Below are 15533 nucleotides of genomic sequence, written 5' to 3'. Positions count from 1 at the left end.
CTGATTAAAATTGGCCTTCAATTTAACATATTTTATGAAATTGTAAAGCAAAAACACAAAATCTCCGTGCGTGGACGGATAAGTGAAAAAATACGGGGGGGGATATGACAACACTACGCTACTCTTCGTGCCTGGCCTAACGGCTCCTTTCGAGATTCGACCATATAATACAACACCGGGATCACGATCAACGTCAGGACGGTTGAAAACGCGAGGCCAAACACAATGGTGAATCCGAGACTTCCCCACACTTCATCCTGCAAGGACGTGGGGATCACGCCAATAATGGTGGTCAGGGTGGTGAGTAAAATCGGGCGGAAGCGAAGGTTCACGCCTTCGAGCACGGCTTGTTTGAGTGGCATGCCCAAGCTGCGCTGGCTGTTCATGCGATCAATGATCATGATGGCGTTGTTTACTACGATTCCTCCGAGAGCCACAACTCCGATGAAAGACGGGAATGAAAACCCGTAATCCATGATAAACAACCCGGCAAACACTCCGATCACGGACAACGGCAACGTGGTCAAAATAATGAACGGTTGAATGAGTGAATTGAATTGCGCGACCAAAATAATGTAAATGAGCACCACGGCGATCCACATGGCGTTGTACAGTCCCCCAAATGATTCATTGATGTCCTCGGTTTCCCCGCCAAACGTTACGGAATAACCCTCGGGCATGGGATAGGCGCTCAATTCTTGTTTGAAAATTTTCAAAATTTCCGCAGAGTTAGCTCCGGGGGTGATCTTGCTGCTCACGGTGATGGTTTTTTTGAGATCATAATGAGCAACACTGCTGGGACTTCCTCCAAGTTCGATGCTCGCAATCGCGTCCAACGAAATGAGGCCTTGAGACGAAGGAATCATGATTCTTTTAAGGTCATCGAGCGTGTCTCGGTCCGATTCTTTAAGCTGTAAAATCACATCCAATTCCTCGTTGTTTTCACGATAAATCCCCACGTTTTGCCCGCTGGATAAAGCACGCAAAGTCGCGGCAACGGTGGCGGTGTTCAAGCCCAATAATTGAATTTTTTCACGATTCAAAACGATTTCGTATTCCTTGAGTTTTTCTTGAATCCCATTGTCCACTTCCACGGTGCCGGGCACGGTTTCCAAAAGATTGGCGAGATCATTGGCCACGTTTTCAAGTGTGGTGCTGTCTTCGCCTTGAATACGGAATACGATCGGATCCCCTGAGGGCGGGCCTTTTTCTTGCTCCGCAAACGTCAGAGTGGCGCCCACGAAATAAGAAATGTCGAGCGCCAGGGTCCGAATTTCTTCCACAATTTCTCCACTCCCCAACTCGCGGTCCTCGGGATCGACTAAATTGATTGAAAAATAAATCGTGTTTTCCGCACTGCCTCCGCTCACGTCCATCAAGGTGGTGGAAGCGCCCGAGGTGCCAACCAAAGTGACAAAATTCCTAATTCCTTCGACGGTCTTGATTTTATCGGTCAACATTTGTGCGGCTTCATCGCTTTTTTCAAGAGATGTGCCCTGAGGAAGGGAAATGTTAAGGGTCACCCATTTCGAATCGGATCCGGGGAACATTTCGGTGCGGACCAAGCCGGTGGCGGGAAGCAAAAATGAGGATAAAAATAACCCGGTGAGCCCGGCTAAAAATGCCCATCGCTTAAATCGACTTTCCAACAACGCGGCCACAAAATCACGGTACATTTTTTTTATTGTCGTAAGATTCCCGGACAAAAGGCCGGTTTGATCCGTTGGCCCCAATTTCTTGGGGATCATGCGATAGGTAAAATAAGGAGTCAGCACCAACCCAATCACCATCGAACTTCCCAATGCAAAAATCACGGTCATGGGGATCACCTTAATGTATTCCCCCACAATCCCTGTCATGAACGCCATGGGAAGAAAAGACGCAATCGTAGTCAACACCGACGTGATGAGCGGAACCGCGATTTCATCCGCGGCATGCAGGGTAATAAGTTTTCGATCCCCTTTGGCTTGATGGTATAAGCGGAAAATATTTTCCACCATGATGATGCCGCTGTCCACCACCATTCCCAACACCAAGACCAAGGCAAACAACGTCAATCCGTTGATCGTGTACCCGGTGTACCACAGCAACCCGAATGTGGTGGCCATGGAAAGCGGGATCACAAACGCGGAAATAAGAGAAGGGAGCAGGCCCAAATAAAGGAACAAAATCAACCCCACAATCAAGAAACTTTCACCCACATTCACAAACATGTTGTTGATTTCTTTTTTGGTTTCTTCGGCCCAGTCTCCGGTCACAGCAACAGACACATTGTCGCTGAGAGACCCATCGATTTGCCATTGCTCGATCTTGGATTTAATTTCATCTCCAATATCCACAATGTTGGAGTCTTTCTTTTTATAAACCGACAGCGTAATGCTCGGTTCAGTCACCCATTCTCCGGTTTCATCTTTTTGAGACAATCGGGCGTAAGAGGTGGTTTCTTTAAATGTTTCTTCCACGGTTGCAATGTCTCGCAAATAAATCGGCGCTCCTTGAGTTGAAGACCCGATGACCAAATTTTCAATTTCAGTCAGATTTGTAAATTCGCCCTGGATACGTACTGTGTAATTTTGATTATCAATGGTTATATCGCCGACCGGGAAATTCACACTTTCCATCTCAAATAAAGGTGTGATTTGAGCCAAGCTTAATCCGTACAACGCTAAACGACTCGCGCTCACATTGATTTGAATTTCTTTTCCCACTCCGCCGGAAATCGTGACATCCGAAACCCCGGTGATTTTCTCCAATTCATCTTGAAGCCATTCGGCTTGATCGGTCAAAAACTCACTCCCCTTTTCGCTCATCAAATTGATGTCGAGCACCGGGAGATCGCTGGACTCGATCATGCCCACGGTGGGAGATTCCGCATCCGCCGGAAGTTCATTTTCCACTTCGCCGATTTTATTTTGGATCTTTTGCGTCATGAGATCCATGTCCACTCCGGTTTCAAACTGAATCACAATCATGGACATAGAAAAACTTGAGGTGGAAGTCAGGGTGTCGATTTGATCCAATTCCGATAATTTCGACTCAAGCTTGTCCGTGACTTGAGTCTCAATGTCTTGGGGAGAAGCGCCGGGATACATCGTGGAAACAATGGCAATCGGAATATTAATCTCGGGAATCTGCTCGCGCGGCATGGAAAAATAAGCCAGCACTCCCCAAAGGGTGAAGGTAATGGCCACTAAAACCGTGATTCGATCTCGTGTTAAAAAAAATCGAATGAGTTTTGCGATGGGGCTGAGGGGTTTGAATTTGAGTTCCTGTTTTTCCATTAATCATTTGGGATTATTTTGACTGCATCACCGTCATCTAAGAGATTTTGGCCTTGGATCACCACGGTTTCTCCGGCGCTCAATCCGCTTTTCACTTCCACCCAACCATCGATGGAATCGCCCAATTCAATGGCTGTTTCATGTGCAACTCCGTCCGTTACCACAAACACGCTGTCTCCGAGTTGTGTTGAAAAAACAACGGCTTCTAACGGGATGGCGAGCACGTTTTTCTTTACCGTTCCTTTGGTGAACGTGACTTGACCGCTCATGCCCGAGACCAAGAAAGAAGCGGTCCCTTCCGTGTTTACATAAGCTTTAACCGGATAGGTGCGGGTGTAAGCGTCGGTCATGGGGGAAACGTAATAGACGATTCCTTTCCAGACTTGCTCCGGATACGCGTCGAGTGTGATCGTGATGGCCGTGCCTTGTTTGATGTATGGAACCTCCATTTCACTCACCGAAAATTGCATTTCAAAACTGTCGGGATCCACGAGGGTGGCCACCGGCATTCCGGCGGAAATCAGTTCTCCGGCCGTGACATTAAAGTCCGCTAAAATTCCATCCGCAGGCGCGGTGACTGAACCGCCGCCCACTTGAATCGAAGCTTGTTCCACTTGGGCGGAAGCGAGAGAAACTTGATAGCTCGCAGCGGAAATTTGCTGGTCGTATTGAGCTTTGATGATATCGAGATTGTTGTACGCGGAGTCCAATTGGTCTTCCAATCCGGACACCGAGGATTCGGCACCTGTGGTTTGGGAGTTGGATTGAGATTTGACTTGGGCCAAAGCCGCCACCGCGGAATCGTATCCGTCTTGAGCCACGTCCACCCCGGCTTCGGCTTGAGCCACCGAGGTTTCGGCGGAAAGTTCCGCGGATTCGATGGCGGTCCCATACGCTTGCACGCTTAACAATTGGGCCGATACACTCGATTGATACCCATCCAATTCCGATTTGTAGGCTTTAATTGCATCGTAATAATCCGGCGCATTGAGTTGCAAACTGAGGAGCTCTTCCATCCGATCCAATAACGAAATCGTATCGCTGATCGTTTGCTCGGCTAAATCCACCGCGGCTTGGACTTCTTGTGTTGAATCTTCGGCAGCCACGGCATCGAGTGCGGAGTCTGCGGAGTTATAACTCGCATAAGCGGTTCGATAAGCATCATCCGCACGACTCAAATAAATATGGCTCGAAATATTGTCCAAAACATCTCGATACGTGGGGTCAAAGTTTGGCAAATCGATTCCGAGTACGGCATTCACTCTTTCTTGAACCGTGTCCACGGTGTCGAGGGCGCTGTTGGAGATGGAAAGAGCTTGTTCTTTGGCACTCTTTACGGATTGCTCGGTTTGAGATTGCGTGGTCTCAAGGGTGGTTTGAGCGAGATTAAGGTTGGAAGAAGCACTGTTCACTTGCGCCTCATACACCGCGATTTGGCTTTCCACGGTTGTTCCTGTGAGAGATTCATTTTTCTTGGCGTATTCGATTGAATTTTCAATACCGCGGATCGTGGTTTGCATTTCCGCGACTTGTTTGGATTTGAGCAATTGGAGGTTGGAAAGATTGGTTTGGGCTGCGCTTAAAGCGATTTGGGCTTGCGTGTATTGATTGAGAAGCGCGCTGTCTCCGGATTCCTGTTCCACGGTGAAAAGAAGTTGGCCCGCGACGACGAGATCCCCTTCTTTGGCGTATACGGCTGTAACTTTCCCACTCATTTTGGAGCTCACGGAAATTTCCGCCGTGGATTTTAAAGTGGCGGGAAGCGTGATTTCCGGAGTCAAAGTCGTGATTTGAACCTGGCTGACGATGACTTGGCGTGCCACGGGCGTTGAGTCTATAACAGGTCCGTTGGTGGATGAAATCACTCTCAATCCCACTCCCATTCCAAGAATTAAGGCAATCCCTCCGGCAAGCATCTTTTTTAAGTTCATTTGAAGATAATTTTTAAATTTATACGTAGGCTTGGCTTATTTTTTTACTACCAATTCAATGCTTTGTCAAATCTTATCCAAAAAAATTGCGCTCCGCCTTTTCTCTGGTAATATAAGTTCCGAATTTAATTAATTCTTAATTTTTCCTCCTATGCAAAAGCTTTATGGAGTTTGGATCGATCATTCCCGCGCTTTAATTGTTAAATGCAATGAAGACGATGTGATCTCTGTGACCGAAATGATGTCCGAGGTGGAACCCAACCGCCACGAAGGCAAATCCTTTGAACGCCTCACGCTCACGAATCAAAAAGTACATGGGGAACGTCGCCACAATGAAATCAAAGCTTTTTCCCGCCAAGTTTTAGAGGCGGTAAAAGACGCGGATGAATTGGCCATTTTCGGACCTGCGGATGGTAAAAAAGACCTTAAAAAAGAAATCGACGAACACAAGGTTTTGAAAGGAAAATTAACAGCCATGGAAACCGCAGACAAGATGACGGAGAATCAACTCAAGGCATTTGTTCGTAAATTATTCAACTTGCCGAGAATCCCGGCGTAATACTCACGGAGCGCCAGCGAAGTGAGCTCCCCCGCATTCCTAATCTGTTAAAATAATTTTATGAAGAATATTTTCGTAAAAACGCTGATCGGAATGGCGCTTGTTTTTATGATGAGCGTTGGGATTGCAACGGCTTCCGCTCAAGAAACGGCAGAACCCGCGGCAACAACGTTTACCTCTGTGCCGGTTTACTTTTTCTGGGCCGAAGGGTGCCCGCATTGCGAGGCGGCGCGAGAATTTTTGGATGGATTGAATGAAGTCCATTATTACAATGTTGAATTGGATATTCAGGATTTCGAGGTCTCGAAAGATGCCAAACATCAAGAATTGCTTTCCGAACTCTGCCAAGAATGGAATATCGCTCCGGTCGGAGTCCCGGTGACGGTGGTAGGAGTGACTCCCTTTTCAGGGTTCAATGTCGATTATGAAGATAAATTTCGAGCCGCAATCACCTCTTATGTAGATGAAGAGAAAACCGATGAAGTGGGTGTATTGATCGATTCTTTTATAGCCACGATTGATAACCCGGCTGACCCAATAAATCCGATTGATCCCGCTAATCCCGACGAAACGTGCGATGATGGGACCACCTGCCCCCTCACTCCCCCAGCGAATATTATTACCTTGCCGTGGTTTGGGGCCGTGGATACCGCGACGGTTTCTTTGCCTGTGCTCACGATCATGATTGGAACGCTTGACGGGTTCAATCCGTGTGCCATGTGGACTTTGGTTTTCTTGATCAGCTTGCTCTTGGGAATGAAAGATAAAAAACGCATGTGGATTTTGGGAAGCGCGTTCATTGTGGGAAGCGGGGCGGTGTATTTTTTATTCATGGCTGCGTGGCTCAATTTCCTTTTGTTCATTGGCATGGTGGCCACGATCCGGCTCTTGATCGGAGTCACGGCCTTCGGATTTGGGATGTATAACTTTAAAGAATTTTTCTTTAATAAAGAGGCGTCGTGCAAAGTCACGGGGAACGAAGATCGACAAAAGGTTTTTTCCAAGTTACGCAATCTGGCGCATGAACCGCGTTTTTGGTTGGCGTTTATTGGGATTTTGGCCCTCGCGTTTGCCGTGAATTTGGTGGAACTCTTGTGTTCGGCCGGATTCCCTGCGGTTTATACACAAATTCTCACCCTCAATCATCTCCCCACGTGGCAATACTATCTCTACCTTTTGCTCTACATTTTCTTCTTCATGATTGATGATTTGTTCATATTTTTGGTGTCCATGGCCACGCTTCAAGCCACGGGAATCACAACTCGCTACACTCGTTTCTCTCAATTTGTCGGAGGATTTTTGATGACTTTGATCGGACTCTTGCTCCTGTTTAAACCGGAGTGGTTGATGTGGGGATGAAGTTAAAAGTCTATTGAAAATTCATCCAAAACTCGATACATTAACGTGCGAAAATCGTTCGCACAATCGTTGGGGCGTCGCCAAGCGGTAAGGCAGCGGCCTTTGGAGCCGCCATTCCGGGGTTCGAATCCCTGCGCCCCAGCCAAATTGTACTTAAGCATTTTCTCAGGTATACTCGATTTGTTCCTTTCTATTATTTAGTTTAATTTTTATGAAGAAATTCCTTTCCGCGATTTTTTTGTTGGTCGTTTTTACCGGCTGCTCTCAACAAGATATGACATTGGAAGATAAGATTGAAAACTTCTCCAATTACACAACCATTACAGACGCGAATGTGAAGTCTTTCGTTCCTACTTGTGATGAATACAGTGAGGCTTTTGCTCAAAAGGTGATGGATGGAGACGTGGCACGTTTATATTTATACACGGGTGGAGATTATGCCTTACAAGTTTATATGACTCCCAACTATGACAACTGGACTGAAGCGGATTTTGATAAAGTAAACCAATGCGGGGAGTTAGGGACTGTTTTAGTAAAAAAGGTTGTAGCTGATTCTTTGCTTTGGTCTTACCCCTACTGTAGCGCGGGGGTAAAGCCAAATACCAATGAGCCTGGATATGAACAATTCATGGAATGTACTGCTGTTGAAGAACAATTGCTGGAGTATTTTAACAATTAAAGGTACTAGCCCGACTGGCCAGCCAGTCCATTTAACCCCTTTTCATGAAAAACACTTACTCGCTTTTGCCGGTGAAGATTTAAGTGCGGATCAAGAAACTGTGGTTTTCAATATTTTTAGGACTGTATTTTTCGCACAGTAAATAGAGCGAACTTTTAAATAGAAGGTTCTAAAGCCGTCACATCTTTAATCACTTCTTCGGCGTGGTCTTTGGGGGCCACTTTCTTATAATGTTTGAGCACCTTGCCGGCTTTATCAATGAGAAACGATTCGCGTTTTGCAAAAATCAATCCCTCGACCCCGTAGGCCTTTACCACGGTTTTATCCGCATCGGCTAAAATCGGGAAATTTAATTTTTCTTGTTCGGAGAATTTCTTATGAGACGCTTCATCATCGATGCTCACGCCCAAAACCTGGACATTCAAGGCCTTTAAATCATTGAATCGATCTCTAAAACACTGAGCCTCAACCGTGCAGCCTGGCGTATTGTCTTTTGGATAAAAATAAAGCAACACCAACGTGCCGCGATAATCGGATAATTGATGGACTTTCCCTTCTTGATCCTTAAGCGAAAAATCCGGGGCCACCTGGTTCAATAAATCGGTCATAAAAATGGGGGTTATTGATGAAATTGTATTGTACGCTACATTTTCTGTTGACGGAAAATTCGCCTAATGACAGTTGCTATAAATGTTATTCTTCAGTACTATATTAGATACGTTCTATTCTTTTTACCTTACCCCTTTTCATTCATGAAAAAATTCTTATTTCCTTTTGCCGTTGCATTACTCCTTTCCGGATGTGCTGCGACCGTGGAAGACAATACAACCGTCCCCGATGCGGATGTAGGAGATGAAGTCAGTGACAACACAAATCCCGTCGATACGGTGGGAACGCTTAATCTCAACTTGTTCACTTTCACGTTGCCGTCGGACTGGACGTTGGTTTCTCAAACCGAGACCACGGCCAAGATTTCCATCCCCGATTATGAAACCTATACGCTTTCGTTAAACATGGAATTAATCGAGACGGAGACAGGAATATGGGAACTTCCTGATTCCGAGACTACGGTTGAAACCACTTCCGATGGAGTTGAGATTTATAATATCGGTTGTGGCGGAGTGTTTGACTGCGGAAATTTGGCTTATGGTCCGAGGGTTTACAATTATAGCTTCACCATTGAAAGCACGGAACCGGTTCCGGAAAATTTGGATGGGATCTGGGTTCCAAACAGCTCGGTGAGCCATGAGGACATTGCCGCTTTTATATCGGCAGTAAAAGTGATGGAAGACATTGGGTACGGACATAACGAAGACGGCTCCAATGAAAATATGGCGGTCGGCTATGGAAACAATGATCGGATTCCCGCTCCCGAGGGTTGGGTCAGTTTAATCCAAGGTAGTTTTTTCCTTTATGCTCCATCGGGATGGGCTTTGACACCTGAACAAGGCATTGATACCTATGTAGGCACGGTTTCCGGAGACGGGATCTCGCTAGTATACAACTATGGCGTGGAGGATGTCGGGATGTTTTCAGATAATTCCCAGTATCCGTTGTCTGACTATGACGTTATGTATACACTAATCAATGGATGGGACGCGATTATTTATACTCCAAAAACAACAGGAGAAGGCCCGATGGTTCTTAATATTGAATCACCAAAAGGTGAAGGTAATTTTACTCTTTCCGGTAAAGACTTAAACGCGGATCAAGAAGCAGTGGTTTTCAATATTTTTAGGACTGTATTTTTCGCACAGTAAATAAAGGCACAGTATTAGTTGGAATAAAATACTCCGTAGCTTGCTGCGGGGTATTTTATCATCGAATCGTTCCCACCAATTCGGCCATCAATGTTGAGATCCCTTTTATTTTTTTAAGTTTGGTCGTAGGAATTAGTTCTTGAGAGAGGAGTTCCGCTCTTTCCATGGCTTCCGAAAGTCTGCGCCTGCCACCGGGAGCCAAAGTCACATAACGAACGCGAGCGTCGTGTTCGGTCATTTCTCGATTCACCAATCCGACTTTTTCCATGGGAACCAACATTCGAGTGACGCCGGAAGCGGTGAGCCCGATTTTTTCAGCAAGATCAATTCTGCGCATTTTTTCATCCGGAGCTTGGTTCAAATAAAATAAAATGATGAATTCGTTCAACCCCAATCCCCCCAAGCCGCCATCAAAGCGACGTGAGACAATGGCTTGGACTTTTGAAAGATTTAAAAAGAATTTCAATGCAGGGGTTGCGGTTTCCATAAACTTGATTATTAATTGATTAATGATTGACTAATCAAGTATATTCTTCGAAGTTTAGAAAGTCAAATATGCAATAACGCGCTAAAATAGCGCATTCCCACGCTGAAAAAGGCACCGGCGATTTTTTTGATTTGGTTTTTCATGGAAGGGGGTTATAAGCGACAATGTGATTTTACAAGGAATGGAGATTTATAAAAAGAGGGTGGGAACGCCACCTTGACGTAATATGAAATATCTGTTTTAATGCCATCTATTTAAAATTTTAAATAAAAATCATTTGAGAGACCAAGAATTTCCCTATCTTTCTCGTATTCAGGACTTGTCTAATGTTCGAATGAACCAAAACAATCCTAATTTTTTGGGATTCCATGGGACCTCTATGGAGGCGATTCGATATTTAGCACAATATGGGACAATGCCCCCCTCAGGCAACCATGGCCGTGAATTCTTCTTTTACCCGAGGGTGGGTGATAATAAAACTCCCCTTAAGGATGCGGCGGAATATGCGGAGATCAATGCGCTTCGATACGCTCTTTGGGAACAATTAATAAATCGTGATTTTAATTTGGAGCCCCATTTGATTTGCCCCTATTTTGGTTTAATTGAAATGGGAGTTGATTTTGAAGGGCTTTCGCCAGAAAAAGAAGAAATTCGACAAGCCATTATGAGATGTTTGAATATAAGGAGTCTTAAAGGCCTCGATCGATTTTGTAAAGAAATTGCAGCAACACGAAAAGGGGTTGTGCTTGCGCTCGGCCCACAAATTCTAGCGTTAAATCCCTATGTTAGTTTCATGGAGGAGCGTGTGGTCACAGTCCCCCCTGAGGGATTATCCATAGACTATTTAGTGGGAGTAGAACTCATGGGGGAATTTGAGGATGAGGCTTTGGGAAATGCTTTTATAAAAGTGCGATCTTTTTAGTTGAACGTTTGAATCTACGCATTTGACTTCCCTCCCCCAACTCCCCATACTATCCCCATGATGACCCTTTGCCTCAACACCGTCGGCGCCAAGAAGAAGACCTTTTCTGAGTGAAGCGGTGTGTTTTGCAAAATCATCCCCTGTTAGCCCCCTTAAACCGCTTCCTCACAGAGAAGCGATTTTTTTATTCTCAAAAATTTATCCATGTCACGATTGAACCCAACCCAAAAACTAATTTCAACCCTCGCCAATAATCTCCTCAATAAGAAGAGCGTTTCTCGAATGAAGCGACTCTGATTTTTGAATTCCAAGAATCTCCCCGGCCGCTTCGCCCCATGAAGCGGCTTTTTTATTTTTATTAAAAACAAGCATTATATGACCCCCATTGATACACCCCCTGACTATTCTCTTCAAATCCTTGGATCACCCGATGACAGCCCCTATGATTCCAATGGAAACCACGCCTTAAGAATATCGGTCCTCCCCCATGAATTTACAGACAATCAAAGAGCGAAACCAATCGTTGCCAGAGTACTCCCCAGAGACAGACGGGGCAGCGGTCATGTTTTTGAAATTTCACCTCAGTTGGGATGTGTGATGGGCTGCAAATTTTGTTCTCATTCTCCTGACAAAGATGCCCTTCACAGGAGTCTGACTCCGGAACAAGTCGTGGATCAAATAAAAATTTTGGAAGAACAAGCGGTGCAAAGAAATTTTCAAATAAATCCTTATAAAATAAATTTTACTGATGGAGGTGAACTGCTTTTAAATCCGCATTGTCGCGATATTTTGGTGGCCGTAAGTCGTCACTTGCGTCGTAAAATTAAAATTTCCACGGTTTTGCCTGATCTCCCGATCGTAAGAAGAAATCTGGAAGAAGTTTTTGATTTTATGAAAGATTATGAGCCGGGATTGAGTTGGCAAATTTCACTGGCCTCTACAAACGAGCAGGGGCGACAGGAAAAAAGACAGCCACAAAAAAGGCGAGTGCCTTTGTATCCCATGGAAGGCATAAAAGATGTCTGTGAAAGAATACAACAAGCTTATGAAGGGATTAGAAAAGCGACCCTCACTTTTACACTTACCGTGGATAGCGATTGTGACCCACGTGAGATTATTGATGTTTTGCCTCCTCATTTAGTGCGACCGCGTTTGCATCCTTTCAAAGAAAATCGGACCGGATGCGAATCCATGCCAACGGATAAAATAGAGGAACTTCGCGCCGCATTTATAAAAGCCGGTTATGCAGATACGGCGATCGACACATTGGATGAGGTGGAATCGCTTGAATTAACAAAAGGCAAAACAGATAGATAATTTTGGCGCCGGTTCCTACTCCCCCAAGTCACTCCCTCCCCACTCCACCACCGTAAACCCGGATCGCTCCGGCGCAGGCGTTAACTCTTGCATTGGCAAATCCACAGGCGAATCGATTTCTTTCACAATCATAAACACGCGAATCACGGTGTCGGGTTGAGGCACGATCGTGGTTTTGACCATGGCCTCGTATTCATCCTTTAAAAAGCGCACCATCACCCACCCTTTTCCATTCATTTGCGGCAACCAATAACTGATGAAATCATCTTGCTCCGAATCGTTCAATCCGAGCACGGTCAACTTTTCCTCCAAAAACGGAATGATTTCTTCGCGTTGAACCACAAATCCGTCCGTGAATTGAAACGTTTCGGTCAACGGAGAAATCCCCTCCCAAAAAAGATAGTCGTAGGTTCTGTTTCCATCGCTCAACGTCCCGTCCGGTGAGGCAATCACCTCCCAGGCGCCGTTTTGGGCTTGCGGGTACGTGCTGGTGAGAAGGCCTTGATACGCCACTTGGACGCTGACTTTTGTCTCTTGTTCGGGATACAAATAAATCACCGGTTTTCCGGTAGATTCCAGAATATTCGAATAATCCGCACACGGGTCAATCAACGCATTGGGATTGGGGATACATTCTTCCTTAGGGATATTTTCATCTGCTCCGCAACCGCTGAGGGACATTAAGGAGAGCAAAACCAAGGGAAGGGCTAACTTGATTTTTGAGTTCATGAGAATAAATTTAGGAATAAAAACCATCTTCATCATCCTACCAAATTCCAAAAACTTATGTTATATTTTTCTCACTTTTCATTTTAAGGAATTTTTACAAAAATAATGGAAAACCTTAAAATTGCGCAAATTTTCAGGGAAATGGCAGATATCCTCGAGCTCATGGGGGAAAATCGCTTTCGGTATTTGGCGTATCGACGCGCCGCGCAAACCATCGAACATTCGTCTCAGGAAATGAGGCAAATCGCGGATGAGAATCCCAAAAAACTCCTAGACCTCTCGGGCGTGGGGCAAGGGCTCGCGGATAAAATTATTGAAATCCTGCATTCCGGCGATTGTCGCGAACATCAAATGCTGCTCGCCGGGTTTAAAACCGGGCTTTTGGAGCTTCTCACGGTCCGCGGGTTGGGACCCAAAAAAGTGAAAAAGTTTTACACCGAGCTCGGCATCGATTCGTTACCGAAACTCAAACACGCGGCGGAAACCGGATTGTTGGCCAAGCTCCCGGGCATGGGAGAAAAAAGCCAAACCAGCGTGATTCAATCCATCAAAGATCACGAAAAACATTCTCAACGCCTGATTCTGCATGCCGCGACCGAGATGGCGAATCGCCTTGTGGTCTATCTCAAAACCTGCCCGGTGGTGGACCGGGTCGAGTACGCGGGCAGTTGCCGCCGCAAACAGGAAACCGTGGGCGACATCGACATTCTCGTGACCGGGAAAACCGAAAAAGATCATGGCCGAATTGTGGCGCATTTTGTGACTCAGCCGGATGTGCAGCAAATTTTGGCGCACGGAGAGACCAAGGCGAGTGTGATTTTGGAATCTGCGAACGGCCCGATTCAGTCGGATTTGCGCGTGGTGGATGAATCGAGTTTTGGCGCAGCGTTGCATTACTTCACCGGATCCAAGGCGCACAATATTGCGATGCGAAAATTCGCGATTTCAAAAGGATTCAAGCTCAATGAATACGGACTTTTTAAAGGAGAAAAAAGGATGGCCGGAAAAACCGAGGAAAGCCTTTTTAAAGCGCTCGGACTCCCCTACATCATTCCGGAATTGCGACGCGATGAAGGTGAAATTGACGCGGCTCTCAACAATACACTTCCCCATTCGATTGAGTTGAGCGACATTCAGGGCGACCTTCACATGCACACCCGCGAGAGCGATGGCGGCAACACGCTCGAAGAAATGGTGGCTGCGGCCCAGGCACTCGGGTATCGCTACATCGGGATCACGGAGCATTCGTCGTCGTTGCGCGTGGCGTCCGGGCTCGATGAAGCTCGGCTCATAGATCATTTGCGGCACATTGATTCGCTCAATAAAAAACTGAAGAATTTTCGTATTTTAAAAAGCGCGGAGGTGGATATTCTGGAAGATGGGAGTCTCGATTATCCGAATGGAATTCTTAAAAAACTCGATTTTGTGAATATCTCGGTGCACACAAAAATGAACCTCCCGTCCGAGCAACAAACCGCGCGCGTTCTCAAGGCCATGTCCAATCCGTATGTGTCGGTTTTATGTCATCCAACAGGCCGAATCGTGAATGATCGCGAACCGTACCCCATTGATTTGATCGAGATCGCTCGTGCAGCGAAAAAATATCGCGTGGCCTTGGAAATCAGCTCCAGTTTTCGCCTCGATCTGAATGAAGGGAATTGCCGTTTAACTCATGCCGAAGGCGCGAAATTCGTGATCAACACGGATTCTCACCGCACGGACAGCCTCAAGTTTATGCAATTTGGCGTTGGCATGGCGCGACGCGGTTGGCTGGAGAAAAAAGACATTCTCAATACGTTGCCGGTAGAAAAATTGCTCGCGTATTTTAGAAAAAAATAAAAAGTTTTTGGTGTCATTCCCGCGCATGAGGGAATCCAGTCTCTTTTCCTGATCCAATGAAAATTGGTTTGAATAAAATATCAGATTAGCATCGCTTGTCTGTATTTTCGATAAAGCTCGTCGGCTTGTGTTAGGGGTTCCGTAATGCCGTTATGCGCGAATTCGTGATGGATTTTGCAAAGGGGGATGAGAGAGACATGATTTTTGGCTTGAGAAAATCGGATTTGGTGATGAAAAATTTGGGCCGGGTTGCAGCAATTTTCGTGAGAGCAAATACCGTTGGTTTTGGCGAGAACTTCTCTTTTTTGAGCGATCGGAATGTATCGCCCATCTTCTTTTTCCCCGGGGATTTCTTGTCTATTTTGGGCTTTTGGCTGCGGTTTTTCATTTTTTACCGATCTCTCACTAAGCATTTCCAACATTCTCCTCAGCGCTTCCTTGTTGCTCAGCTTTTTGCCGATTTTTTCTTTCAATTTTAAAAACGCAGTCATCATTTCCGTATCCATTTCAATATTCCAATTGGTTTGGATTTTTCCGCGAAGCTCTCTGCTGAACTGCTGAAGGGCCGATTTACTCATATTTTCAACCTTATCCGCAAACATCTTTTCGTTTTCCGGAGTGGCAATGTTGGCGATGATCGCCACTTTATGAATCCCTTGGGTTTCGATGG

General features: G+C 45.7%; 12 protein-coding genes and 1 tRNA gene. 8 read left to right on the top strand and 5 right to left on the bottom strand.

Annotated elements, in window-relative coordinates; genetic code table 25:
• Positions 1-113: 113 nt before the first annotated feature.
• Both WC882_01170 and WC882_01165 read right to left on the bottom strand, forming a co-directional pair.
• Positions 114-3281, bottom strand: a complete 3168-nt coding sequence (locus WC882_01170) for an efflux RND transporter permease subunit (protein MFA5842275.1) — start codon at positions 3279-3281, stop codon at positions 114-116.
• Positions 3281-5212, bottom strand: a complete 1932-nt coding sequence (locus WC882_01165) for an efflux RND transporter periplasmic adaptor subunit (GenBank protein ID MFA5842274.1) — start codon at positions 5210-5212, stop codon at positions 3281-3283. The genes WC882_01170 and WC882_01165 overlap by 1 nt, the downstream gene beginning before the upstream one ends.
• Positions 5213-5363: 151 nt before the next feature.
• Between WC882_01165 and WC882_01160 the strand changes: the two genes are divergently transcribed.
• The 4 genes from WC882_01160 to WC882_01145 all read left to right on the top strand — a co-directional run bounded on the left by WC882_01160 (position 5364) and on the right by WC882_01145 (position 7809).
• A complete protein-coding gene (locus WC882_01160; GenBank protein MFA5842273.1) occupies positions 5364-5771 on the top strand; it encodes a hypothetical protein in 408 nt (135 codons plus the stop codon).
• Between the two features lie 60 nt (positions 5772-5831).
• Positions 5832-7136 (top strand): hypothetical protein, encoded by a 1305-nt coding sequence (locus tag WC882_01155; GenBank protein MFA5842272.1) that lies wholly within the window; start codon positions 5832-5834, stop codon positions 7134-7136.
• A gap of 64 nt (positions 7137-7200) precedes the next feature.
• Positions 7201-7275: transfer RNA gene (locus tag WC882_01150), tRNA-Gln, on the top strand.
• A gap of 66 nt (positions 7276-7341) precedes the next feature.
• Positions 7342-7809, top strand: a complete 468-nt coding sequence (locus WC882_01145) for a hypothetical protein (protein MFA5842271.1) — start codon at positions 7342-7344, stop codon at positions 7807-7809.
• Positions 7810-7964: 155 nt separating this feature from the next.
• Here WC882_01145 and WC882_01140 read toward each other — a convergent pair whose 3' ends face one another.
• Complete coding sequence (locus WC882_01140) at positions 7965-8417, bottom strand: peroxiredoxin (protein MFA5842270.1); 453 nt, start codon at positions 8415-8417, stop codon at positions 7965-7967.
• Between the two features lie 144 nt (positions 8418-8561).
• On the opposite strand from WC882_01140, the gene WC882_01135 reads away from it, so the two are divergent.
• Positions 8562-9569: a hypothetical protein gene (locus WC882_01135; protein MFA5842269.1), complete on the top strand. Its 1008-nt coding sequence runs from the start codon at positions 8562-8564 to the stop codon at positions 9567-9569.
• A 55-nt stretch (positions 9570-9624) separates the two neighbouring features.
• Here WC882_01135 and WC882_01130 read toward each other — a convergent pair whose 3' ends face one another.
• Positions 9625-10056: a MarR family winged helix-turn-helix transcriptional regulator gene (locus tag WC882_01130; protein ID MFA5842268.1), complete on the bottom strand. Its 432-nt coding sequence runs from the start codon at positions 10054-10056 to the stop codon at positions 9625-9627.
• Positions 10057-10333: 277 nt separating this feature from the next.
• Between WC882_01130 and WC882_01125 the strand changes: the two genes are divergently transcribed.
• Together WC882_01125 and WC882_01120 are read left to right on the top strand one after the other, a co-directional pair.
• Positions 10334-10978, top strand: a complete 645-nt coding sequence (locus tag WC882_01125) for a hypothetical protein (protein ID MFA5842267.1) — start codon at positions 10334-10336, stop codon at positions 10976-10978.
• Between the two features lie 375 nt (positions 10979-11353).
• Positions 11354-12295: a radical SAM protein gene (locus WC882_01120; GenBank protein MFA5842266.1), complete on the top strand. Its 942-nt coding sequence runs from the start codon at positions 11354-11356 to the stop codon at positions 12293-12295.
• Positions 12296-12310: 15 nt separating this feature from the next.
• Here the strand turns inward: WC882_01120 and WC882_01115 are convergent, their stop codons facing one another.
• Entirely contained in the window at positions 12311-13024 is a 714-nt protein-coding gene (locus tag WC882_01115; protein MFA5842265.1) for a hypothetical protein, read from the bottom strand.
• 105 nt (positions 13025-13129) lie between these two features.
• Between WC882_01115 and polX the strand changes: the two genes are divergently transcribed.
• Complete coding sequence (polX, locus tag WC882_01110; protein ID MFA5842264.1) at positions 13130-14863, top strand: DNA polymerase/3'-5' exonuclease PolX; 1734 nt, start codon at positions 13130-13132, stop codon at positions 14861-14863.
• Positions 14864-15533 lie beyond the last annotated feature (670 nt).

Source organism: Candidatus Gracilibacteria bacterium (assembly GCA_041658685.1).
Classification (GTDB): Bacteria; Patescibacteriota; Gracilibacteria; order UBA1369; family UBA12473; genus JBAZZS01.
Note: the sequence above shows the minus strand (reverse complement) of the source record. Positions and strands in the feature narration are given on the sequence as shown.